General features: G+C 43.8%; 24 protein-coding genes and 1 tRNA gene. 12 read left to right on the top strand and 13 right to left on the bottom strand.

All coding sequences use genetic code 11. The features are described from left to right. Window positions 1-329: 329 nt before the first annotated feature. From rplA to deoC, 7 genes are all read right to left on the bottom strand, one after another. Window positions 330-1,034 (bottom strand): 50S ribosomal protein L1, encoded by a 705-nt coding sequence (gene rplA, locus CWC29_RS23455; protein ID WP_010376228.1) that lies wholly within the window; start codon window positions 1,032-1,034, stop codon window positions 330-332. A gap of 6 nt (window positions 1,035-1,040) precedes the next feature. After that, the gene (gene rplK, locus CWC29_RS23450; protein ID WP_010376229.1) at window positions 1,041-1,469 is read right to left on the bottom strand and encodes a 50S ribosomal protein L11; all 429 of its coding nucleotides are present in this window, start codon (window positions 1,467-1,469) and stop codon (window positions 1,041-1,043) included. 167 nt (window positions 1,470-1,636) lie between these two features. Continuing rightward, the gene (gene nusG / locus CWC29_RS23445; RefSeq protein ID WP_010376230.1) at window positions 1,637-2,194 is read right to left on the bottom strand and encodes a transcription termination/antitermination protein NusG; all 558 of its coding nucleotides are present in this window, start codon (window positions 2,192-2,194) and stop codon (window positions 1,637-1,639) included. Between the two features lie 4 nt (window positions 2,195-2,198). Next, window positions 2,199-2,576, bottom strand: a complete 378-nt coding sequence (secE, locus tag CWC29_RS23440; RefSeq protein ID WP_010376231.1) for a preprotein translocase subunit SecE — start codon at window positions 2,574-2,576, stop codon at window positions 2,199-2,201. 133 nt (window positions 2,577-2,709) lie between these two features. Beyond that, window positions 2,710-2,786, bottom strand: a tRNA-Trp gene (locus CWC29_RS23435). A 96-nt stretch (window positions 2,787-2,882) separates the two neighbouring features. Further along, window positions 2,883-3,383, bottom strand: coding sequence for a hypothetical protein (locus CWC29_RS23430; RefSeq protein WP_138523022.1), 501 nt, complete (start codon window positions 3,381-3,383; stop codon window positions 2,883-2,885). Further along, window positions 3,367-4,116, bottom strand: coding sequence for a deoxyribose-phosphate aldolase (gene deoC / locus CWC29_RS23425; RefSeq protein ID WP_128725820.1), 750 nt, complete (start codon window positions 4,114-4,116; stop codon window positions 3,367-3,369). Before deoC ends, CWC29_RS23430 begins: the two co-directional genes overlap by 17 nt. Window positions 4,117-4,464: 348 nt before the next feature. On the opposite strand from deoC, the gene cysG reads away from it, so the two are divergent. Genes cysG through cysQ form a run of 6 tightly spaced genes read left to right on the top strand, consistent with a single transcriptional unit; the run spans window position 4,465 to window position 11,383 of the window. Further along, the gene (gene cysG / locus CWC29_RS23420) at window positions 4,465-5,886 is read left to right on the top strand and encodes a siroheme synthase CysG (RefSeq protein WP_128725821.1); all 1,422 of its coding nucleotides are present in this window, start codon (window positions 4,465-4,467) and stop codon (window positions 5,884-5,886) included. A 42-nt stretch (window positions 5,887-5,928) separates the two neighbouring features. Next, window positions 5,929-6,828 carry a sulfate adenylyltransferase subunit CysD gene (gene cysD, locus CWC29_RS23415; protein ID WP_128725822.1) on the top strand — a complete coding sequence of 300 codons (900 nt, stop codon included), beginning with the start codon at window positions 5,929-5,931 and terminating at the stop codon, window positions 6,826-6,828. Next, entirely contained in the window at window positions 6,828-8,243 is a 1,416-nt protein-coding gene (gene cysN / locus CWC29_RS23410; protein ID WP_128725823.1) for a sulfate adenylyltransferase subunit CysN, read from the top strand. The genes cysD and cysN overlap by 1 nt, the downstream gene beginning before the upstream one ends. 33 nt (window positions 8,244-8,276) lie before the next feature. Continuing rightward, the gene (locus CWC29_RS23405) at window positions 8,277-10,004 is read left to right on the top strand and encodes an SLC13 family permease (protein WP_193554556.1); all 1,728 of its coding nucleotides are present in this window, start codon (window positions 8,277-8,279) and stop codon (window positions 10,002-10,004) included. Between the two features lie 8 nt (window positions 10,005-10,012). After that, window positions 10,013-10,609: an adenylyl-sulfate kinase gene (gene cysC, locus CWC29_RS23400; RefSeq protein ID WP_128725825.1), complete on the top strand. Its 597-nt coding sequence runs from the start codon at window positions 10,013-10,015 to the stop codon at window positions 10,607-10,609. Window positions 10,610-10,612: 3 nt separating this feature from the next. Beyond that, window positions 10,613-11,383 carry a 3'(2'),5'-bisphosphate nucleotidase CysQ gene (gene cysQ / locus CWC29_RS23395; protein ID WP_010376240.1) on the top strand — a complete coding sequence of 257 codons (771 nt, stop codon included), beginning with the start codon at window positions 10,613-10,615 and terminating at the stop codon, window positions 11,381-11,383. Between the two features lie 48 nt (window positions 11,384-11,431). On the opposite strand, the gene CWC29_RS23390 is transcribed toward cysQ, so the two are convergent. Together CWC29_RS23390 and CWC29_RS24190 are read right to left on the bottom strand one after the other, a co-directional pair. Beyond that, a complete protein-coding gene (locus CWC29_RS23390) occupies window positions 11,432-12,262 on the bottom strand; it encodes an arylamine N-acetyltransferase family protein (protein ID WP_128725826.1) in 831 nt (276 codons plus the stop codon). 173 nt (window positions 12,263-12,435) lie between these two features. Beyond that, window positions 12,436-15,042, bottom strand: coding sequence for a putative bifunctional diguanylate cyclase/phosphodiesterase (locus tag CWC29_RS24190; RefSeq protein ID WP_328820821.1), 2,607 nt, complete (start codon window positions 15,040-15,042; stop codon window positions 12,436-12,438). 180 nt (window positions 15,043-15,222) lie between these two features. Between CWC29_RS24190 and CWC29_RS23380 the strand changes: the two genes are divergently transcribed. Beyond that, the gene (locus CWC29_RS23380; protein ID WP_128725828.1) at window positions 15,223-16,230 is read left to right on the top strand and encodes an extracellular solute-binding protein; all 1,008 of its coding nucleotides are present in this window, start codon (window positions 15,223-15,225) and stop codon (window positions 16,228-16,230) included. On the opposite strand, the gene CWC29_RS23375 is transcribed toward CWC29_RS23380, so the two are convergent. Together CWC29_RS23375 and CWC29_RS23370 are read right to left on the bottom strand one after the other, a co-directional pair. Then, entirely contained in the window at window positions 16,207-16,869 is a 663-nt protein-coding gene (locus CWC29_RS23375) for a hypothetical protein (RefSeq protein ID WP_128725829.1), read from the bottom strand. The genes CWC29_RS23380 and CWC29_RS23375 overlap by 24 nt on opposite strands. Before the next feature lie 84 nt (window positions 16,870-16,953). Continuing rightward, on the bottom strand, window positions 16,954-17,223 hold the full coding sequence (locus CWC29_RS23370) for a hypothetical protein (RefSeq protein WP_128725830.1): 270 nt from the start codon (window positions 17,221-17,223) through the stop codon (window positions 16,954-16,956). A 198-nt stretch (window positions 17,224-17,421) separates the two neighbouring features. On the opposite strand from CWC29_RS23370, the gene CWC29_RS23365 reads away from it, so the two are divergent. Together CWC29_RS23365 and acnA are read left to right on the top strand one after the other, a co-directional pair. Then, window positions 17,422-17,790, top strand: a complete 369-nt coding sequence (locus CWC29_RS23365; RefSeq protein WP_138523018.1) for an RNA-binding S4 domain-containing protein — start codon at window positions 17,422-17,424, stop codon at window positions 17,788-17,790. A gap of 270 nt (window positions 17,791-18,060) precedes the next feature. After that, window positions 18,061-20,799, top strand: coding sequence for an aconitate hydratase AcnA (acnA, locus tag CWC29_RS23360; protein WP_138523016.1), 2,739 nt, complete (start codon window positions 18,061-18,063; stop codon window positions 20,797-20,799). Window positions 20,800-20,929: 130 nt separating this feature from the next. On the opposite strand, the gene CWC29_RS23355 is transcribed toward acnA, so the two are convergent. After that, entirely contained in the window at window positions 20,930-21,691 is a 762-nt protein-coding gene (locus tag CWC29_RS23355; RefSeq protein ID WP_128725833.1) for a hypothetical protein, read from the bottom strand. A gap of 95 nt (window positions 21,692-21,786) precedes the next feature. Here CWC29_RS23355 and CWC29_RS23350 point away from each other — a divergent pair, with 95 nt between their 5' ends. The 3 genes from CWC29_RS23350 (at window position 21,787) to CWC29_RS23340 (ending at window position 23,677) form a co-directional block, all read left to right on the top strand. Then, on the top strand, window positions 21,787-22,224 hold the full coding sequence (locus CWC29_RS23350; RefSeq protein ID WP_138523014.1) for a PaaI family thioesterase: 438 nt from the start codon (window positions 21,787-21,789) through the stop codon (window positions 22,222-22,224). 77 nt (window positions 22,225-22,301) lie between these two features. Then, window positions 22,302-22,520 (top strand): hypothetical protein, encoded by a 219-nt coding sequence (locus CWC29_RS23345; RefSeq protein WP_128725835.1) that lies wholly within the window; start codon window positions 22,302-22,304, stop codon window positions 22,518-22,520. A 71-nt stretch (window positions 22,521-22,591) separates the two neighbouring features. Next, on the top strand, window positions 22,592-23,677 hold the full coding sequence (locus CWC29_RS23340; protein ID WP_128725836.1) for an NAD(P)/FAD-dependent oxidoreductase: 1,086 nt from the start codon (window positions 22,592-22,594) through the stop codon (window positions 23,675-23,677). Here the strand turns inward: CWC29_RS23340 and CWC29_RS23335 are convergent. After that, the gene (locus CWC29_RS23335; RefSeq protein WP_138523012.1) at window positions 23,674-24,213 is read right to left on the bottom strand and encodes a DUF4124 domain-containing protein; all 540 of its coding nucleotides are present in this window, start codon (window positions 24,211-24,213) and stop codon (window positions 23,674-23,676) included. The genes CWC29_RS23340 and CWC29_RS23335 overlap by 4 nt on opposite strands. Between the last annotated feature and the right edge of the window lie 2 nt (window positions 24,214-24,215).

Here is a 24,215-nt window from a genome sequence, read left to right as displayed (position 1 = left end):
CCTGGTTTATAGAAAAACACATATATGTTTTTCAGTTCTACTCTACCCTGCTAAAAACTTTAGCAGAGATGCTTTTTACGGCGAGAGCCAGAAGATTAGGAAAATCTAGCTGGGATTCACACCGTCTACGTAGGACGATTAAGGCCGAAGCCACCTACGGTCTTGGACGGAAGCGCAATTTATCGATTCATTGTAGACCATGATGGAAACAATTTTCGAAATTATGCGCTTCAACCCGAATTCTTTGCTTTGTAAAGAAGCACACTTCTCTACAAAATGGCGCAAAATTATAGTCTAATTTTTACGCCATGTAAACGCTAAACTCTAAATTATACTACTTGAGTATTTAGAGTAGCTTGGTCTAAAGCAACACCAGCACCCATCGTAGTAGAGATGCTTACTTTCTTCACGAAAGTACCTTTTGCAGTAGAAGGCTTAGCCTTCTTAAGCGCGATGATTAGCGCTTCAAGGTTTTCTTGAAGTTGGTTAGCGTCAAAGTCTACTTTACCGATAGTAGTGTGGATGATACCGTTCTTATCGTTACGGTAGCGAACCTGACCAGCTTTAGCGTTCTTAACAGCTTCTGCAACGTTAGGCGTTACAGTACCTGTCTTAGGGTTAGGCATAAGACCACGTGGACCTAGGATTTGACCTAGTTGACCAACAACGCGCATTGCATCAGGAGAAGCAACAACAACGTCAAAGTTCATTTCGCCTTTCTTAACTTGCTCTGCAAGGTCTTCCATACCTACTAAATCAGCACCAGCTTCTTTAGCAGCTTCTGCATTTGCACCTTGAGTGAATACTGCTACGCGTACATCACGACCAGTACCGTGAGGTAGTACAGTTGCACCACGTACGTTTTGGTCAGATTTACGAGCATCGATACCTAGGTTTACAGCAACGTCAACACTTTCAACGAACTTAGCAGTAGCAAGTTCTTTTAGAAGAGCAACAGCTTCGTTGATTTCGTACTCTTTAGTCGCATCCACTTTCTCGCGGATAGTACGCATACGCTTAGTTAATTTAGCCATTCTCAATTACTCCTCTACGTTCAAGCCCATTGCACGTGCAGAACCTGCAATCGTGCGTACAGCTGCGTCCATATCAGCAGCAGTAAGATCTGGACGTTTCGTCTCAACGATCTCTTCAAGTTGAGCACGAGTAACTGTACCAACTTTTTCAGTGTTAGGACGACCAGAACCAGACTTGATACCAGCAGCCTTCTTAAGAAGGTATGCCGCAGGTGGAGTCTTCATTTCAAAAGTGAAAGAACGGTCACTGTAAACAGAAATAACAACAGGAACAGGTGCGCCTTTTTCGATAGACTCTGTACGTGCGTTAAACGCTTTACAGAATTCCATGATGTTTACACCGTGTTGACCTAGTGCAGGACCTACTGGAGGACTAGGGTTAGCCATACCAGCAGCAACTTGTAGCTTGATTAGAGCTTCAACTTTTTTAGCCATGATAATACCTCAATTGTGGGTCTTTGCCTCGTGCGCGCGAGGACGCGTACTCAAACGGCTTCCCAGTTAAAAAATTCAGTCTTTTTGCCGCATATTTTTGCGTACAACAAAAAGGCCGCTGATTATAGATTAATCAGCGGCCTTTGACAACTTTTTCAAGTTAGAATTTATTTGTCTTTCTCAACCTGACCAAACTCTAGGTCTACAGGCGTTGAACGACCGAAAATAAGTACCGATACTTTCAGGCGACTCTTTTCGTAATCCACTTCTTCAACCACACCATTGAAGTCAGCAAATGGGCCATCTGTAACACGAACCACTTCACCCGGCTCAAATAATGTGGCAGGTTTCGGTGCTTCAGCATTTTCTTGTAGACGGTTAAGAATACGATCCGCTTCTTTTTGACTGATCGGTGCAGGACGGTCTGACGTACCACCAACAAAGCCCATTACACGAGGTGTGCTATTCACCAAGTGCCAAGACGCATCATCCATCACCATTTGAACTAATACATAACCAGGGAAGAATTTACGTTCAGATTTACGTTTCTGACCTGCACGCATTTCAACCACTTCTTCAGTCGGCACAAGGATCTCACCGAATAGGTCTTCTAACCCTTCGATTTTAATATGCTCGATAATGGTTTGTGCTACACGTTTTTCAAAACCTGAAAACGCTTGGATCACGTACCAACGTAATTTCTTTTCTTTGTTCTCATCCGACATGGGATCAGATCTCCAATCCAGTTAAAAAGCCTACTGCACGGAAAAGTATACCATCTAATCCCCAAAGGATTAATGCCATAATCACCGTTGCAATGATCACGATGAAAGTAGTGTGAGTCGCTTCCTGACGCGTTGGCCAGATAACTTTACGTACTTCGATACGTGATTCTTTAGCAAAAGCGATAAAGGTACGGCCTTTTTCAGTCGTTACCAAAATGCCCAAAGCCGCAGCGATAGCTGCAACTACGCCTACAGCGCGTACTAAAACAGATAAATCGGCATATAGATAATTACCAACTACGGCACCAGTTAGAAGTGCAATAGCAGCTAGCCACTTTACCGTGTCCATCGAGCTTGACGAGTTTTCAACATTAGTGCTCATAATCAATTTTACCTTAAATACAGACACAACAACCCTGCATAGAACAGGGTAAATCCATTCAATCCAAATTTACAAATAAGCGACTTAAGTGGTTTTGGGTCACGTTATTTTAAATGTGGACTTGTTGCTGAATTGGCAGGGGCGGCAGGACTCGAACCCGCAACCATCGGTTTTGGAGACCGCTGTTCTACCAATTGGAACTACGCCCCTGCAAAGTGGATGCCCATTATACTGACGAAGCAAACGAAAACAAGTGTAAAAGATATGCAAAGTAACATTTAATCTAAACTTGGTTTTGCGACGGCTTTAGAAAAGACGCAATAAATCTCCGTGATAAAAATCACAAAGCACCCAAACTTGCTCAAATGGATGACAATCAGGGATCTCCCAAGCGGCTTTTAAGCGCTTAAAATCGTCAAGATGATAAATTGGGCTGGCATTTCGAATTAACAACCAAACACGTTGTGAATCATAGTGTTTTTTGGCTTTTTGATTGAGCAGCCGCTGTAAGCCGATACTCAATTGAACGGAGTCAGCGGCTTGACTCATTGCTGCCAGCTCTCTTTGCGTGGAGAGAGACAGAGGACGCCCAAGCACAGCCATCGCTTCTTTCTCACTGGCATAAAAATGGGCTATTTCTATATCAAGCTGTGTTTTTCCTTGATAACAACTGACGTCCGGTTTATTGGGCTCATTGTGCCAAATATGGCGCATATGCACTGCAAACTGCTTTTCATAACTGCGTAAAAACAGTTTAGCCGCGTCATGCTCAAGTTTTACCTTTTCTGCTTCACTCGCTCTGTCCATTCACAACCACTGCTACATCACTCAATAGGCTTGAAGCACCGAATCTAAAATTATTGGCATTGAGCCACTCGGCCCCCATAATTTCTTCCGTCAATCGTAAATATCGCTGCGCTTCAATTACTGACTTTACTCCACCGGCCGCTTTAAATCCAACCGATTTACCGCTGCTTTTGATTGTCTTAAGGATAACTTCTGCCGCTTCTGGTGTAGCATTGACAGCAACCTTTCCTGTACTTGTTTTAACAAAGTCCGCGCCCGCCATAATGGCAAGCTGCGCGGCCTCCGCAATGAGCTTTGGTTTGGCCAATACGCCACTTTCGATGATGACCTTAAGCTTTGCTTTACCTTGACAAGCGAGCTTACTCGAGTGCACGTATTGCCAAGGTGTATCTGGATCACCCGCCATGAGCTGCTGATAAGGAAGCACAAGATCGATTTCGTCCGCGCCATCAGCGATTGCTGAATGAGTTTGTGCAAGGACCTGTTGGAGTTTTTGCTCTCCAGATGGGAAGTTGGTCACCGTTGCTACTTTTATCTGCGACCACTCACGCTTTTCCAACTCTTCTTTTACTAACGTCACAAACTGCGGATACACACAAATCGCCGCTGGTAGTCCTATATCAGGGTTAATGCTATTCAATAACGCGAGAATACTTGCCGGCGTATCGTCCTCTTTCAACGAGGTCAAATCCATTAAACTCAGCGACAACCGAGCATCAGATTGTAAAGTCATTACTGTGTTCCTTTTCACTCTATGTAATAAGCCTAGTTAAATGCATACAGCAACACCAACAATAGGACAAATGTCCGCATACAATTACCTCTCGGACGCTGTTTCTTCTATTGTTCATAAAATGAATATCTCATAACCAAACACTATAATCATAAAATCACGGTAAAATACTGGCTAACTATATGAAATAAAAAGAAACCAAGGTTTAACCACTTTTTTTATAACTTTTGGTTATATGGAGTCGGTTTAAATTATTTTTTCCCACATTTGCAACTCTATATGCTGCGCCCTATTACTAATATCAATCAATATTGATATTAACCGTCGTGATGTTTAGCAGAGGTTATCGTGCAATACTTGCCAATTTTTACCAAACTAGAAAATAAACCTGTATTAATTGTAGGTGGTGGTGAGGTTGCGCTGAGAAAGTGCCGCGCCTTTTTAAAAGCCAACGCAGCAGTCACTTTGGTTTCACCTGAGTTTTGCGCTGAGCTTTTATCACTAGCTGCGGATTCAAGCGTTGCACTTCGACATAAGCCGTTTGATGCATCAGACTTAAACAATGCTATGTTAGTCGTTGCGGCAACGGATATTGAAGCAGTAAATGCAGAGGTGGCAGAGCTTGCTGAAGCTCGCAACCTTTTCGTTAACGTGGTCGACGACCAACCAAAGTGCAATTTTATTTTCCCTTCAATCGTGGATAGAAACCCTATAACGATTGCCATATCCAGTGCTGGAACTGCGCCCGTCCTTGCAAGACGATTACGAGAAAAGTTAGAAACCCTTATTCCACAGCATATTGGTCCGCTGGCAACGCTTGTCGGTCAATTCAGACATAAAGTGAAAGCGCGTTTTAAACACTTTGCTGACCGCCGTCAGTTTTGGGAATCCGTCTTTGATTCAAATGTGGTAAGTGAAGTACAAGCTGGTAACAATGAAAATGCACAAATTCAGCTTGAAGTCATGCTGAAACACACCCCCTCCCCTGAAGGCGAGGTTTATGTCGTCGGTGCAGGTCCTGGCGACCCAGAGCTACTGACACTTAAGGCATTACAACTAATGCAGCAAGCCGATGTTGTGGTTTATGACTACCTGGTATCTGACGAAATCATGGAGCTTGTGCGCCGTGACGCTGATTTAATCTGCGTAGGAAAAAAAGCCGGTAATCATAGTGTTAAGCAAGAACACACCAACAAGATTTTGGTTGATTTAGCCAAACAAGGTAAAAAGGTTTGTAGAATAAAAGGCGGCGACCCATTTATTTACGGTCGCGGTGGCGAAGAAGTCCAAGTATTGGCCGAAAATAACGTGAAATATCAAATTGTTCCGGGTATTACGGCTGCTGCAGGGTGTAGCGCGTACGCTGGTATTCCATTAACTCATAGAGATCATGCTCAAGCTATTCAATTTGTGACAGGGCATTGCAAGCAAGATGGACAAGAACTCGACTGGGAAGGCTTAGCTAAGGCGAATCAAACGCTTGCTGTATACATGGGAGTGATTAAATCGCCGCATATTCAGGCGCAACTACTCGAACATGGTCGCTCGCCGAATACACCTGTAGCAATTGTTGAGAATGGCACGCGCAAATCTCAACGTGTCGTAAGAACACAATTAGATCAACTTGCACAGACCATTACTACGCATGATATTCAGTCACCAGCACTATTGATTATTGGTGAAGTAGCAGCATTACATGAGCAATTAGCTTGGTTTAATAAGAACAATCAAATCAGTAGCTTTGCTCAACCCATTACGCAAGTGGCGTAATTAAAGTACAAGATAGTTAAATTTATAAGTAGGACATTAATCATGGCTTTAACCCATCTCCAGCAACTCGAAGCTGAGAGCATAAAGATCATCCGAGAGGTTGCCGCAGAGTTTGAAAACCCGGTAATGCTGTACTCGATTGGTAAAGACTCGTCGGTACTGCTTCATCTTGCTCGTAAGGCTTTCTACCCTGCGAAGATCCCTTTTCCTCTACTCCATGTTGATACCAATTGGAAATTTAGAGAAATGATCGAGTTTCGCGATAGATTAGCAAAAGAGTACGGATTTGAATTGCTTGTGCACAAAAATCCAGAAGGACTAGAGATGAACATCAGTCCATTTGTTCATGGTTCATCTAAGCATACCGATATCATGAAAACACAAGGCCTGAAGCAAGCGCTAGATCAATATGGCTTTGATGCGGCCTTTGGTGGTGCACGCCGTGATGAGGAAAAATCTCGTGCAAAAGAACGGGTTTATTCATTTAGAGATAAACACCATCGCTGGGATCCTAAAAACCAGCGTCCGGAGTTATGGAATACGTATAACGGTCAAGTGAACCCTGGTGAAAGCATTCGTGTTTTCCCATTATCAAACTGGACTGAACTCGACATTTGGCAATATATCTACCAAGAAAACATTGAAATAGTGCCACTTTACCTCTCTAAGCCAAGACCAGTTGTCGAGCGTAACGGAACGTTAATCATGGTCGATGATGACCGTATGCCGCTTGCTGAAGGTGAAGTGCCTGAAATGAAATCTGTACGCTTCAGAACGCTTGGCTGTTACCCACTAACGGGGGCAGTTGAATCAGAGGCTGATACGCTTACCGGAATTATCGAAGAAATGTTGTTATCTACGTCGTCAGAACGTGAAGGTCGAGTGATTGATCATGACTCATCAGGATCAATGGAGAAGAAAAAGCGCGAGGGGTATTTCTAATGTCAACAGCAAATGAAGTGAAAGAATTAGGCATTGAAACCTACTTAGCACGTCAGCAAGACAAGAGCTTGTTGCGCATGATGACCTGCGGCAGCGTAGATGACGGTAAATCAACGCTGATCGGCCGTTTACTGCACGATAGTCATCAAATCTATGAAGACCAGTTAGCTGCGCTACACAAAGACAATGAAAAAGTCGGCAATGCGGGTGAAGATCTAGATTTAGCGTTACTTGTTGATGGCTTACAAGCGGAGCGTGAGCAAGGTATTACTATTGATGTGGCTTACCGCTATTTCTCAACTGCGAAGCGTAAATTTATTATTGCCGATACGCCGGGACACGAGCAATACACACGTAATATGGTAACAGGTGCTTCGACCAGCGATTTGGCGATTATCCTTGTCGATGCCCGTTATGGTGTACAAGTTCAGACTAAACGCCATAGCTTTATCTGTGATTCACTGGGTATCAGACAGTTCGTTGTCGCGATAAACAAGATGGATATTGTCGACTTTGATGAAGCCGTATTTGAGCGCATAAAAGCTGATTATTTGAAGTTTGCTGAGCAACTGAACGTACGAGATATTCGCTTTGTGCCAATGTCAGCACTTAAAGGCGACAATGTTGTAAACCGCTCAGAAAAAACACCTTATTATCAAGACAAACCATTGCTGGAACTGCTGGAAGATTCTCCTGCAGCAGAGCCTAATCATGGTTTTGAAGCGCGATTCCCGGTGCAATATGTAGTGCGTCCTAACCTAGATTTTCGTGGTTTCCAAGGCACATTAACCTCTGGTAGCTTAAGCGTTGGCCAAGCGGTTAAAGTATTGCCATCAGGTAAGACTTCAACCATCAAAGAACTCGTGACTTTTGATGGCAATCTAACCCAAGTGGAAACCGGGCAAGCATTCACTATCACATTAGCAGACGAAGTCGATGTGAGTCGTGGTGATGTGATTGTGCCTGCTGAGTCCACTGCTCAGGTGACGAACCAGATCACGGCTAAGCTGGTATGGATGCACGAAACACCACTGCAGTTAGGTAAAAGTTATAACCTTAAATTGGGTAGCAAGAAAACTGCGGCAATCGTGAAAAATATCGAGCACACTATCGATGTGAATACACTTGAGCATGGCCAAGCCGATTCATTGTCATTAAATGAAATTGCTATCGTAACCATCGAGCTGACAGAAAATGTCGTTGCGGATGAGTATTTAAATAATCGTGAAACCGGCTCGTTTATCCTAATTGATCGCCTATCTAACCTAACCATAGGTGCAGGTATGGTGGAAACGGTTCAAGCAGCAACAGCAACGTCCTCAAGTCAGTTTAGTGAATTTGAGATTGAGTTTAATGCATTAGTTCGCAAGCACTTCCCTCATTGGCAAGCGCTTGATATTTCGAAGTTAAAATAATGCAATTTAGCCTGTTAGTCGAGGTATGACGTCATTATGGAACAAGTCATTTTAACAGGCATTATGCTAGCGTTAGTCGTGTGTCTTTTTGCCACACGCATTAACGCTGCATGGCTATTCACAGGCGCAATCGCCACCAGTTATTTGACTGGCCTCATCGATCTTGAATCGATGCTGGTGAATTATGCGAATCCGTCTTTAATCACGCTTGTACTACTTATCCTAGTTTCTATTGCGATTGAAAAAACAACCTTAGTCAAAAAACTCGCTCACTCAATGGCGCAAGGTAGTCTCGCAAAAGCGGTGATTAAATTGGGTTTATCCACCGCCTTTTTGTCTTCTTTTACCAATAACACGGCGGTGGTTGCTTCGCTGATCACCACCGTTAAAGAGAGCAAAACACACGCGCCTTCTAAGCTGCTATTGCCGCTTTCTTATACTGCTATTTTAGGTGGTACGTTAACGCTGATAGGTACTTCTACCAATCTTATTGTTAATGGCTTTGCCGTAGAAGCTGGGATGGCGCCGCTGGGTTTTTTTGACTTTACCTTAGTAGGTCTCGCCGTCCTGAGTGTTGGTTTATTGACCATCACGATTATGCTCAAATATTTGCCCGACAACGGCAAAAATAATGATGAGGTCGTGCCGTTTTATTTAGAAGGGAAAGTTGAGCCAAGCTCGAAGCTAGTTGGCCGCACGGTTGAAGAAAACGGCCTGCGCGACCTCAAAGACTTATTTCTTGCTGAAATCATTCGTGGTGAACGACGGATCTGCGCCGTTACGCCACAACAAGAAATTCTTGCTGGTGATGTTCTGCTATTTGTGGGTGACATCAATTCAGTGCCACTGTTACAGCGTTTCGATGGATTAAAGATAGTCCATGATAAACACGAGAAAGATGTTGAGCACTTGGTGGAAGTGGTCGTCAGTCAGTCTTCGCGCTTTCTTGGCAAAACCATTAAAGAGATCCGCTTTAGGGAGCAGTTTCATGCCGCTATTATTGCAATACGTCGTGGTCATGACCGCCTACAAGGTGGGATCGGTCAGGTCGAATTACAAGCAGGCGACTCTTTAATACTTGCCCCAAGCAGCGATTTTTATGCACTCCCCAATCTCAAACGCGAATTTGTGTATATCTCGGGCCTAGATTTACAAACACATCTATCTCGCAATAAGTCCAACACGGTACTTGCGAGTTTTGCGACAGTGGTTGGCCTTAGTATCTTTGGGGTTGTGCCGCTGGTAAAAGGGTTGATTGTGTTACTCGCCGCCCTTGTGGTGCTCGGCACAATTAAAGTCCCAGAGATGAAACGCCGCTTTCCTATCGAGCTTGTCGCTATTGTTGGCAGTGCGATAGGACTAGCTAAGTTAATGATTGAAACCGGACTGGCAGCCGAGATTTCTTCAAGCTTATTGTGGTTGTTAGGGGATTTTGGTCCTTACGGTGCATTTATCGCCATTTTTGTGATGACCGTGATATTTACCGAGCTCATCACTAACAATGCCGCGGCAGCACTTTCATTCCCGGTGGCTTATGCGCTAGCAAGTGGTTTTGGTGTAAACCCACTGCCATTTGTAATGGCGGTAGCCTTTGGCGCATCCGCGAGCTTTATCTCACCTTTTGGCTATCAAACTAACCTCATGGTGTATAGCGCAGGCAACTATCGAATTCGTGATTACGTCACCATGGGACTGCCCTTATCATTGATTTATTCAGCGACGGTACTGACTGTTATTCCACTTGTCTTTCCATTTTCATAGAGCAAAGTATGGACGAAAATATTGTTTGGCATAACTATGCCGTAGATAAAACAAAACGTAGCGAATTAAAAGGTCATAAGCCTTGCGTGCTGTGGTTTACAGGCTTTTCAGGCTCAGGTAAAAGCACCGTGGCCAATGCACTTGAGCATGCATTGCAAGCAAGAGGCATACATACCTACCTCCTTGATGGGGATAATGTCAGGCACGGACTGTGTAAAGACTTAGGGTTCAGCGATGAGGACCGCGTCGAAAACATTCGTCGAGTGGGTGAACTCAGCAAGCTCATGGTCGATGCGGGACTCATGGTACTCACCGCGTTTATCTCTCCTTTTCAAGCAGAGCGAGACATGGTGCGTAACTTAGTCGCAAGCGGCGAGTTTATTGAAGTATATCTAGATACGCCGCTTGCTGTTTGCGAGCAGCGAGACCCTAAAGGCTTGTATAAAAAAGCGCGTGCTGGAGAAATAAAACATTTTACTGGCATAGATTCGGCGTATGAGCCCCCAATTAGTCCAGAAATATGTTTAAATACTTCCGAGCAGTCGCTGGAAGAATCTGTCCAGCAGCTAATACACTATCTACTGTCAAAAAATTTAATAGGGTAAGTCATGAATCATACGGATCTGCTGGAAGAAGTATTAAATCTAAGTATTCGCGCTGGTGAAGCGATTATGGAGATTTATGCCAAGGACTTTAATGTTGAGTATAAAGAAGATGAAAGTCCCGTCACTGAGGCAGATCTCGCTGCACATAAAATTATTGTTGCAGGCCTTAAAACCCTCACTCCCGAAATGCCGATATTAAGTGAAGAAAGCGCGGGAATAGATTGGCAAGAACGCCAACAATGGCAAGAATATTGGCTGGTTGATCCCATTGACGGCACCAAGGAATTCATCAAGAAAAATGGCGAATTTACAGTAAATATTGCACTTATCAATAACGGCGAACCTATTCTCGGTGTTGTTCATGCTCCAGCACTAAATGAGAGCTACCTTGCAGAAAAAAGTATTGGCGCGTTCAAGCAAACGGGTGAAGCTCGCATAGAACTAAAAGTCACAACAAAGCCCAATCAAGGATTAATTAAGGTGGTCGGCTCGCGCTCACACCCTTCACCAGATTTAGCTGAGTACCTTACCCGTTTCGAGCAAGTCGACATGGTGCCTAAAGGTAGCTCACTCAAGTTATGTTTAGTGGCAGAAAGTAAAGCCGATGTTTATCCTCGCCTTGGCCCGACTTCAGAGTGGGACACCGGAGCCGGACACGCAGTGGCAAGTATCGCAGGGGCAAAGGTCAGCCAAGTGAATGGCGAGCCTCTGCGCTACAATCAAAAAGCCGAGTATCTTAACCCCTATTTTGTAGTTTCTAGGTTGGAAGACTAAACGAGACGGTTTTAATAGCTTAAGCTAGTTCACGTAAGACCAGTCGAACTAACGTTCGACTGGTTTGTTGGCTGCGCGAGTTAGAACTTTATCGTATACGCTTTTTAAAACCGCTCTTGGTATTTCAAGCAAAAATACCTCCTTTACGAGCTGCTCCAGCTGGGAAAAGCTCTCTACTGCTGTTTCAGTAACGCTGCCATCGCATTCATGCCATTCAAAATAGCTCTGATTGCGCAGCAAATAGCGATGGCAATCTGTAATTCGAGAAACCACTAGGTTATTCACAAACGCTGCTTCAGGGTGTTGATGGGAATAAAAGTGTGCCACTTCACAATCGGATTCGAACACCTCAGCAAGGTCGACATGATAAAGAGTGAGCGGTGCTTCTCCCTCCTCTAACAAAGTCACTTTGACTGTGTCTGCTGTTTTTTGTACCTGATAAGTCTGCTGACCCTGGATAGTTAAGGCCTGATTGATGTTAATTGGTGCCCGAGGAGATTTCACACCAAAGCCAACATCTACAAGATATTGCTCACCATCTAGCTCTAATAGTGTGATGCGGTGAGAACGAGGGTTGGTTAAACTACCATTCAACATGACTCTTCCCAACACAGGCCTTACATTGAAACCAAGCTGTTGTAGTGCAAGAAATGCTACCTTATTGTGCTCAAAGCAATATCCACCTTGCTTGCCACTTACCAAACGCTCAAAAAGCGGCTGTTCATCAAGGAGTAAGCGCTCTCCGTACATGGCATTGATACTAGAAAAAGAAAAATGAGATTGATGCTTTTGTTGCAGCTCAGTAACAAGCGCAAGCCCCTCTGAACATTGCAAATTCAAACTTTCAAGATATTGATTAATTTTTACTTTTAAATCCATGACTAGCTCCTTAAGTTGATAAGCTTAGGTTAAAACCTCAACCCGACTTTAGGTCAATAGATTATTTTAAAATAATTTTTGGCACTCAAAATGAACCTTAAGTTTAACGTAGCTCAACAAAGCTAAGCATCATTTTTTATTCTCTTTAAGCCTATAAACTGGGCGACTGTAAGCTAACCAAATAATTGATGAACTTCAGCCTTACCTCGAGCCAAACGTTTAGCATTCGCAACACCGAGCGGCTTTGACATAAAATAGCCTTGAGTTTGATGACAATAAAGCCTTGATAACGCATCAAGCTGTGCTGCCGTTTCAATACCTTCGGCTGTCACTACAAGGTTAAAGCTGTTCGCAATGGCACAAATCGCTTCGATCAGTTGCGTCGCCTTACCGCCCTGTTCAATACCTGACATAAATGCCCTATCTATTTTAACGCCATCCACTGGAAGATGATTTAGTCGTGCAAGGCTGCTATAGCCGGTACCAAAGTCATCAATATAAATACCAAATCCCGCTTGATGTAGCTGCTCAAGCGGCCCAATAAGCATATTTTCCTCTGCCATCATAGCGGACTCCGTAAGTTCAAGCTTGATCTGTTCCATCGCAATTCCCTCATCTTTACAACGAGACATTAACCAAGCAGCAAACTCAGGCGATTGGAGCTGCAGTGGAGAAACATTGACAGCTATAAAAAGCATACTGTCCCCTACTTCATTCATAAAACTTAGCGCCTGATCAAACACCCAACGACCAAGCTCCGAAATCTTCGCACATTGTTCTGCAATAGGAATAAATTCCGCGGGACTCACTTCTCCAAGCGTTGGGCTATTCCAACGTAACAGAGCTTCAAATCCTTTTAGATTCTGCCCTTGCTGACAATAGACGGGTTGCAAGTTCAGATTTAATTCACGTGACATTACCATTGCTTGAAGTGCTTGCTCAATCTGGATTTTTCGACCAGCTTCACAAGCGATTGCATTAGTGAATACATGGTAGGTATTCTTGCCTCGCTTCTTCGCCTCATACATAGCAATATCAGCATCATGTAGTAGTTTCTCAGCATCGTAATTTAGACAAGGAACGGTAAAGTGACGTACACCGACACTACCGCTCACAGAATGACTATTGCCCTGATACAAAAATGGTGCTCGGATCCGCGCAAGAATATCTTCTAATACTCCCTCTATTGGTTGAGGTAGATGTTCATCGTAAATAAGGACGGCGAATTCATCTCCACCAAGTCGAGCAATATCTGCAAAGCTACTAAGCAGCGTGCGCATTCGCGTTGCAAACTCGATAAGTAGCTTATCGCCTGATTGATGGCCCAAAGTATCGTTTATGAGTTTAAAGCGGTCTAAATCTATATACAGCAGGGTAAATTTGGCGTTTCTACGCTCACGGAGCTTATCAACCAAAGGCACAAAACTTTGGCGATTTAGCAGATCGGTCAAGCTGTCATGTTGCGCTTTATAGTGTAATTGTTCTTGGAATAGTTTCGCCTGAGTTATGTCCGTCACTCTCCCCTCGTATAGGCAACTATCTGGTTGATGCAACCAATTCCCAGAGTGTCTAAGCCAGATGTGCTCCCCAGACTCAGCCTTTGCCAGCCACTCCATTTCTTGGTGAGCTCGCTTCATAGCAACAATCTGGTTCCACTGCTCATGACATTCAGGATCTTGCATAAGCACAGCAAAGTTCGTATCAGGCGAAGGAATGCGCCCAGCAAAAAGCAACTGATTGAATGCAGGGTTAGAGTCAATAATATGGCCATGACGATTTAGTACAAACAAACCTTCATGACTATTAAAAAACAAACTTTTATATTTACGCTCTGCAGCGACCTGTTGCTGCAAAGCCCCCAATCGCTTATTAGATTCAATTTGTAATCTGTGGTTCGACACCTCGAGGCTTTTGGTTCTTTCAATCACTAAACTATTGACAGTTTCATTCCGGTTTTTCAGTTGTCTTAGCTGGAGCCACACCAATAAAATACATGCAGCCAAAATAGCTAAAAAGAGTACAATCAGCACACTATGATTATTTAACCAACTTGGATGTAAACACGCCTCATCATACAACTGCATAGTAATAGACAAACCATAAAAATTAATGGTGTGTACCGCACTTGGCGTTAAGCTATTAAGGTCAAAACGTTTCTGCCAATCGGAGCTATAAATAATTTCATTTTTTGAAGAGACCAATATGTGTTGCTTGCGCTGTTGGTAGAGTTGCCCAAATAATGAATCTAGCAACATTGGCAGCTCGAAGCTTAACCCTAATAACGTCTTAAGCTCTCCAAGTCGAGGCTGCTCTATCAAGACACTGAGTTTTTGTCTATCTGGCCAGACATAAGTTGTTAGGTCATTCTCATCTCGCTCTGCAAAAATATCTTGTGCGAGTACACGCGCTTGCCCAACCGTTTGGCCAACTTCAGACACAGGTGCAGCGCGGGTAACCACCAACCACTGTTCAGCCTGTTCCTCTACTTCGCGTCTGACTTTAAAGTCAAAATAACCCCTTTCTCGCTGCACTTTTTCTAAAATAGAGAATTGATCTGGTGAAACCGCCGCGTATGTCTCCATACTCAACCCTAAGTTCGCCGTGGTAAGCTGTGATTGTGCTATCTCGTAAAAGTCAGCATCTTGGTGGGTGTTAAGGTAGGCATCTATCGAATACAGTAGGTGGGCAACGTGCTGCAACTTACCATCTAACAAGTATTCTAAGCGTGTTAATTCTTGTGCCCTTTTACTATCGGACTGATTTTGATAGTAAACATTCACTATCACCCCGACATAAATTAATGTAGCAAATAATAATAATAGCCATAATGCAGGGAAAGCGCGCTTAAAAAGCACTCGAGCTTTAGTGAGCCTGGCGCTTGTAAAAATACGTCGTTTAAGTCTGGACATCTTCATTGAACATTGTATGCTACACCCATTCGATAATAATTCTTATTTGCAATGAATAAAAGTAAACTTTTCCTTTTTTTGCTCTTTTGGGTACATTTTGGTCAAGCGGTTGCGAAGCAGCCCCACACCTCGCAAGTAAACGTCTATTCATTTAGAAAATATGAATTAATTCAACCTGTCCTTAAGGCATTTGAAAAGGAGACTGGGATCACCGTAAACCTAGTAAATGGTAAATCAGCACAACTGCTTGAGCGTCTCAAAAGCGATGGTGCCCACTCAAAGGCCGATGTGTTACTCACCTCCGATCTTATTCAGTTGCATGATTACAAAACACTACTGCGGCCTATCGACAAGATCACAAATTGGCAAGCAGTAAATCATGAACTCAAGGATGATGATAAGCGTTGGATCAGCGTTTCTATAAGGACACGCGCATTATTCCGTAAAAAAGGCGTTTCTACCCCCTTGCCAGAACACTTTTCAGATTTAGATAAAGCACTTTATAAGGGTAAATTTTGCATTCGCCAGTGGTCTCATAGTTATAACTTGACGTTAGCATCGAGCCTCTATGCTTCTTCACATAACAATGACTCCGCATGGCTCAGCCAAGCCAATGCGCTATTAGCAAAGCGCCCTGTTGGAGGAGATAGAGATCAACTGCGAGCGCTTGCACAAGGCCAATGCGAATTCGCGTTGGCAAATCACTACTACTGGAGCATGATGCAGCACTCCGAAAATAAGCGCGACAAGGCCCTTGCCGAACAGCTAGAAATCCACTTTCTGAAAATGCACTCGGGAAAAACGCCTATTTCTACCACGACAGTTGCTATAGCAAAGCACTCACCCAATGCACACAATGCCGAGCTATTTATTGATTTCTTGCTGAAACCGAGTACTCAGTCCATGTATGCTAATTTACTTCATGAATACCCTGTGATTCAGAGCTCGAACACAGTTCCTGCTCCATTTCTTCCCGCCATGCAACAGGTGAAGCTTGGCCTGCAGCAAGTCTCACGAGCCCAGCGAGCCATTAACTCACTCAGCAAAGATCACTTGTAAGTCACAGTTAAATACTGGCACAGGTCCATCGAAAAGCTGCTGCCGGGTAAATGTTTTTGCAGGCTTCGGCCCGTGCAGTGTCTGTACTATATGTTCTCGCTCGGAATACACTTGCTGGTAAGGATGTTGTTCGGGCTTCTCACGCCACGTGAGCGTGAGATATTTACTTTTATAAGTCCAACGCCCCCGATACTCAGTGCCAACTTGCTGCCAATGACCACTAGATTTCAGCTGCAATTGGATAGAATCGTCTTTGCATTGGTGGGCAAATAATAGATCTGGCAATGCTTGAACAGCTCTGTTTTGCACCAAATACAATCCTGCATTATTTGGAGTATAGCGATGCCTTTGCATATTAAATTCAGAGATTGTCAGCGAATCAAAACCAATCTCTCTAACCACATATTCAATCTCCCTATGCCACTTGTCACCTGAAGTCATCGGTGGAATATTCAAGCGTGCATCTTCATATTGTTGAGGTACGGGAAGCTCTGTAAAACGATAATGAATATCTCGCTCTTCTAAAGCTTTAACTAGATCCGCTCTGGTACTGTCATCAAGACCAGACTCAAAAATATGTAGAGTTTGGATGCTACAACCACTCAATAGTAAAGCGGCCATTGCGAAGATACGTTGCATTGTCATCCTTGGTGTTATGCCTCGGTTTGAAATGCACCTAATCTAGGTAGTGCATTTCAACCTCAGTCTTATTAATACCTTAGATTAACACCTAGATAGCCAATTTTGAACAGATGATTTAGGATAGAGAATATCTTTAAACAATCGATGCTGTTGATGACGTAGGTGCTGTTCCTGACTTGGCAGTCCCGCTTGCACCTGACTATGATGCTCATTGAATCGAGAGATGACCGAAAGCTTATCCTTGGCTTGCGTAAGAGACTCATTGACATAGTGACGTACATCATCCGCGGTCATTAGATCAGTCTTATCTACGTTCATAAGCTCTTTTCTTAATGCTGTGCGAATACCCATCGTTGCCTCCATATAATACTGATAAAAACAAATCGCGTGGTCGGCGTGCAAGATACACACCAAATGCTTCAGTAATGTTAAAGACCTCAGATTTAACGAAAAAGTTTCGTCATTCATCGCAGTAATTTTATATACTGTCGTATAAGACAATGAGGCACTGGCCGTGTTAAGTAAATACGGCATGTTGAGGTTAATTAAATGCAAGATGGGTTTATTGAAATTGAGCTTGAAGAAGAGCCAATAGAATTATGTAACCTTTTGAAAGTACTGGACTTAGCAGAAACTGGTGGACATGCTAAGTTACTGATCACTGAAGGTTATGTAGCAGTCAACGATGAAATATGTACGCAAAAGCGTAAAAAGATTTATTCAGGCGATATTCTGCATTTTGATGGTGATGAATTTCATTTAACCTTAGCACCTGATGCAACGCCACAACCCCGTGCGGTAGCCACACCACGCGCCGAAACGGCACCAAAATCAAGTAAGAAAAAACGACAAAAGTCAGGAAAATCTTACACACAAGTAGACAAAAATACAGGTCGAAAGCCCATTTCCTTTGGCTGATAATTCCACACGCTGACACACTTAATAACAAAAAGGCTCACCTTTTTAGTGCACTGATACCCCGCTAAAGTGCACTTCCCCCTTGAAAAAGTACTCAATCAACACTAGGACTATAAGAAGTATAAAAAAGCAGCAAATCTGCAACTGGTACATTCTATGCACCATGTTTTGCATTTTTAGAACCAAACCAATTCGCTTAATTTGATGCTCTACTTCCCTATTAACATAGAGCAAACCTTAAGTGCAGTTGGTATAAGGAAAGGGTCAAGCATGAATAACTCATATAACACCCTGACTCAGCTTACCGTCGGCGAACGTCAGGTCCATATTCACTCACTTCCAGCTTTAAGCGACAGAGCAAGAAGATTACCGTTTTCGCTTAAAATTTTATTAGAGAATTTACTGCGTCATGAAGATGGCAAAAACGTGACTGCTCAAGACATCGATGCCTTACTCAACTGGAAACCGGAAGATAAACCCAGTAAAGAAGTTGCTTTTACGCCTGCGCGCGTTGTGATGCAAGACTTTACAGGCGTACCGGCCATCGTGGATCTTGCAGCAATGCGTGATGCTATGGCTAAACTCGGCGGAGATCCAAACAAAATCAACCCCTTATCACCCGCTGAAATGGTCATAGACCACTCAGTACAAGTAGACGAATATGGCCACGATGGTGCCTTTGATCTTAATGCTAAGTTAGAGTACCAACGCAATAAAGAGCGCTATGAGTTTTTGCGCTGGGGGCAAGGCGCGTTTGACAATCTAAAAGTGGTGCCACCCGCAACTGGGATCGTGCACCAAGTCAACCTAGAGTATTTAGCACGTGTGGTATTTGAAAAAGAAATCGACGGTATGCCATTCGCTTACCCTGATACATTAGTAGGAACTGACTCTCATACAACAATGATCAATGGCCTTGGTATTTTGGGTTGGGGCGTAGGTGGCATTGAGGCCGAAGCCGCTATGCTTGGTCAGCCAATTTCACTGCTCATTCCTCAGGTCGTTGGTTTTAAACTTGAAGGGCAGTTGCCTGAAGGTACAACCGCAACAGACTTGGTACTCACCGTGACACAAATGCTACGTGAACATGGCGTAGTGGGTAAGTTTGTCGAATTCTTTGGTGATGGTTTAGCAGACTTACCACTTGCTGATCGTGCTACCATCGCCAATATGGCTCCTGAATATGGGGCAACCTGCGGTATTTTCCCCATTGATAACGAAACCCTGGAATATCTGCGATTAACTAATCGTGATGAAGAAAAAATTGCACTGATAGAAGGTTATGCTAAGCATCAAGGTATGTGGCGAGAACCCGGTGATGAACCACTTTACACCGACGTACTGACACTAGACTTAGCGACAGTGGTTCCGAGCCTTGCAGGTCCAAAGCGCCCACAAGATAGAATTCCTCTCAATGACGCAGGCAAAACAATTCAAGCCCATTTAGGTGAATTCCAGCATGAACGCAGTGAAAAAAATGCCGTGTCAGATCAAGATGAAGCTCGCACTGTTGGTGAAGGCGGAACTTCTCGGGTTGCTCAAAATGAGCCCGCAACACTTGGCGTTGGTAAGGTTAAATTTAAAGAGCAAGAGTTTGAATTAGTCGATGGTGCCTGTGTTATTGCCGCTATCACAAGTTGCACAAACACTTCTAACCCAAGTGTTATTCTTGCCGCGGGTCTTGTGGCACAAAAAGCAAAGGCGCTTGGTTTGAAACCTAAGCCTTGGGTGAAAACCTCATTGGCTCCAGGCTCAAAAGTAGTTACCGATTACCTAGAGCAAGCTGACCTTTTAGAACCGCTTGCTGAACTCGGCTTTGACTTAGTCGGCTATGGTTGTACGACTTGTATCGGCAACTCAGGCCCTTTACCAAAAGAAATTAACGAAGCCATCGTTAAACACCAGCTAGTCGTCAGTTCCATTTTATCAGGAAACCGTAACTTTGAGGGGCGGATCCACCAAGATGTAAAAATGAACTTCCTTGCGTCGCCGCCACTTGTCGTTGCCTATGCACTTGCAGGTCGCACTGATATCGATGTCTATAATGAGCCACTGTGCCAAACCGATCATGGACAGGATGTATTCTTAAAAGACATATGGCCATCGGTCTCTGAAGTCAGTGAACTTGTATCTCAGACTGTCACACAAGCCATGTTTGAGAAGAACTATGCTGACGTTTACCAAGGCGACCAACATTGGCAACAAATCGCGGTAAATCAGAGCGAGCGCTATGATTGGCAAGATAGCTCCACTTATATTCGAAAAGCCCCTTTCTTTGATGATATGAGTAAAGAGCCACCTGGGATCCCCAGTATCAAAGGCGCACGCTGCCTCGCCAAATTAGGCGACTCTGTAACGACTGACCACATTTCTCCAGCAGGTAATATTAAAGCCTCGGCACCAGCAGGGGAGTATTTGCAAGCACAAGGAGTAAAGCAAGCTGACTTTAATTCTTATGGTTCGCGTCGTGGTAACCACGAAGTTATGATGCGGGGTACATTCGCAAATGTACGCTTACGCAATCAATTGGCTCCAGGTACCGAAGGTGGTATTACCCGCCTATTACCCGAGGGCGAACTTATGAGTATTTTCGATGCTGCGGAGCAGTACCAACAGCGTAATACGCCACTCGTAGTGCTCGCTGGTAGTGAATACGGTACAGGTTCATCACGGGATTGGGCTGCTAAAGGGTCTTTACTACTTGGTATTAAAGCTGTACTTGCTAAAAGCTATGAACGAATTCACCGTTCTAACCTCATCGGTATGGGGGTACTACCACTGCAGTTTAAATCAGGTGATGGCCACGAGGAACTAGAATTAACAGGTGAAGAAGAGTTCGAAATTGAAGGAATATACGATACATCAACCGAAGTAATAGTCACTGCAACTAATGCGGATGGCAAAGAAGTCAAGTTTTCGGCGGATATCAGGATCGATACCCCCAAAGAGTGGGAGTACTACCAACATGGCGGCATTTTGCAGTATGTATTGAGACAAATGCTTAATTAACCCAACAACATTTAAGGGAGCATAGCGCCGAAGTTGAAAGTCCGCGCTATGCTCTACTTTTATTTCTAGCCTCACAAAAGTTTTTCACTGTTTTCAATCTTGTTACGGTGAAGCAGTACAACCTTAAGTATCAAAGCCGTCCAGTAAAAATAAGTGTAACAGTGTTGAGATCGGCATCGTTTAGATCCGATCCCAAGCCAAATCGCAACGCTGTATGAGCGTTAAACCAGTACTCTGTTTGCAGCTCAACAATAGACTCATTAAACTCTTCTTCTTGCAGCCTCGCTGACACCGCAACCTGCCAGTCTTTGGCAAAGTGATAACCAGCTTGCACTTGCCAAAAGTCCGTATCAGCCGCAACTTTTTGCATTTTCACATCCCATCCAACCCCATCCTCAATCTCGGTATACCTAAAAAAGGGAGCTAGTGCTGTTTCAGTGCTACGTTCATCTACACCAAAGCTATCAAACTCTGAGCGCTGACCGATCAATGTTAAACCTAACTGCATATTACGGCTCACAAAACGACCAACTTGTAACAGCGCAATAGTGTCTTTAGTAGAAGTGAAAAATGCTTCATCATCTCTAAATTGGGTTATATCTACCTCAACCCGCCAATGCCGCCCGATAAACAGCTCAGCATCAGCTTGGTACAGTTGCCAATCATCATTTGAGAACCCGCCAAAAGAGAAGTTATCACTTTTTTGTATATATCCCTGTAAGCTGTACGGTGTGCTATTATTTTCCAGAGTTGTCAGATAATGTTTATACTGAACTCCTAAGAATCCGTCCTCAATTTCTAAAAATTCACCAAAACCGATACTTACTTCATGTGAATTGGCTGCACTCACACCTGAATAAAGTAGCAAGCTAAGTATTGGAAGTACTTTCATGTTTTCCCCTTTTCGATAATGCAAAGATTGTAACGATGAGAAAAAATCGCCATAGTAAAAAAGTGTAAGCATATGTATATAAAAGGAGGACAAACATGTCCATATGGTTTAACCCAATTAGTCTTGAGCTATGTAAATCGTTAGAAGAGGGAGCGACGGGAAAAGGCACGCTCATGAAGACGCTAGGAATAGAAATCAGTGAAGTGGGTGACGACTATCTAGTTGCCACTATGCCAGCCATTCCTGAGCATCATAACCCAATGGGTATGGTTCATGGCGGCGCAAACGTCGCTTTGGCGGAGACTGTTGCAAGCTACGCAGCAAATTTTGTTGTAGATACCAAACAATTCTACTGCGTAGGGCAAGAAATAAATGCGAATCACTTAAAGGCATCAAGAACAGGAATACTCACAGCCGTAGCTAAGCCTGTACACCTAGGAAAACGTTCATCTGTGTGGGAAATCCGTATTACTAACAGTCGCAACGAACTATGCTGCATTTCCAGAATGACCGCCGCGGTTGTATCACGCTAAAACTTGATCTATCACAATTACAAAAAATCAAACCCACCTCACTATTATTGCAACACAAAGAATAGTGAGGTGGTAATGTGTCAACTCAAAAGCTTTGGCCTCTTCATACGCTCATCGTAGTGGGATTAATTTTAATTTTCACGGGCCACACCATGTTAACGAGCGACTGGTTGAACGATCTTGGTCCGAGTGGTTTTATTATTGGTGCGAGCTGTGTCGCGCTCGGTCTCATTTGCTCTTTACCGACTAAAATATATCTGACCATTTTGCTGATGCGTCGAGAGCGCCGCGATTAGCGCATACCAGCTTGATATTGGGACGGTTTTACTGCACCCTGAGCGTCTACGTTTATAAAGGTAATCAGTTTGTGGAAAAGGTCGACACCCTAATTATTGGCGCTGGCGTTGTAGGTTTAGCAATAGCGGCAAAGCTCAGCCATAGCCGCAGCGTTATTGTTATAGATAAAGAATCTCGCGTTGGTGAGCATACGAGTAGCCGAAATAGTGAAGTGATCCACGCAGGCATTTACTACCCCCATGGTAGTTTAAAACACCAGCTATGCGTTAGAGGGAAAGCGCTTCTTTATACACACTGTGAGCAGCTAAACATTCCCTATCAGCGACTCGGAAAATTCATTGTCGCGACAAACGACGAGGAAGCGCAAAGCCTAGAAAAAATTAAGACTCGTGCCCATACTAACTCTGTCACAGACATTGACTTTGCTTCATCCAAACTAATCAAGCAACAGCTTAGCTATTTGAAAATACATAGCGCACTATTCTCCCCCTCCACCGGTATTTTAGATAGTCACCAATTTATGTTGTCACTCATCGCTGAGATTGAAAGTAATGGGGGGATTGTCGCAACGCAAAGTGAGTTTATTCACGCACAGCAATTAGACAGTGATTTTATTGTTGCGATGCGCTGCAATGGCGAGCTGTTCGAAATGGGCTGCAGCCAGCTGATAAACAGCGCCGGACTGAACGCGCCAGATGTATTCAATAAAGTTACCGGTGATAGCGACAAAGCCTTCGCCTATTATTGTCGTGGCCGTTACTATCGCTATCAGGGCAAGCACCCTTTTCAACAGCTCATCTATCCTCTACCTAACACGCATGGATTGGGCGTACACGCGACATTAGATTTAGCTGGGCAACTTAAGTTTGGTCCTGATACCGACTATATTGAAAACATTGATTACCAATTTGATGATTCCGAAAAAGCGCGCTTTGTCGCCGCAATAAAACGATACTGGCCAACTCTGGATGAGAGCAGACTAACAGCGGATTACACTGGAATAAGACCCAAGTTAAGCAAAGAAAAGCAAAGTGACTTTGTAATTCAGTTCGAGGCAGCACATGGAATATCAGGCTTTGTTAACTTAATGGCAATTGAGTCACCAGGATTGACTGCGAGTCTCGCCATTGCAGAATATATTGAACAACGACTTTAGCGCTGGTTTTCCTCCAGCGCCTTTTCAAGCTGTTTCTTTCTATCATTCATTAGCTGTTGGACGTTTTTCGCATCTTCCATCACCTGCTTTACCGCTTTTGGATTTAATGCCGTTGGTAATGCCGAAGCGGTTTCTTTACTTGCGACTTGCTCTGGTTGTTTATTCAAAATGCTAGTGTCTTCGGCTGCTACCACGGTAATTTTACGTTCGTCTAATTGGTAATGCTGCGACTCGCCGTTTGGGCTGGGTTTATCTGAGTAATGCCATTGTCCTTTGGCATCCTGCCAACGATACACTTGTAGCAAAGGTGTGGGCTGTTGAGTGTCGTCACTCACTAGTTCCTTAGTGTGTGTCTTCACTTTCTCAAGCGCTGTCACACCTTGATAGGTTAATTCTGTTACCTGCTGCTCAACCTTGTTGGTCAACGAATTTACACTTAACCATGGTTTTCCATCAGGGCGCTTCAATACAAATAAACTGGCTAACGCCACCAGCATTATCATAATCATCAAGTAACTTGCGGCTTTCATCTTCATAC

The organism is Pseudoalteromonas galatheae (genome assembly GCF_005886105.2).
In the GTDB taxonomy this organism is placed as follows: Bacteria; Pseudomonadota; Gammaproteobacteria; order Enterobacterales; family Alteromonadaceae; genus Pseudoalteromonas; species Pseudoalteromonas galatheae.
The sequence above is the reverse complement of the archived record's forward strand: the minus strand, read 5'-3'. Positions and strand labels throughout refer to the sequence as shown.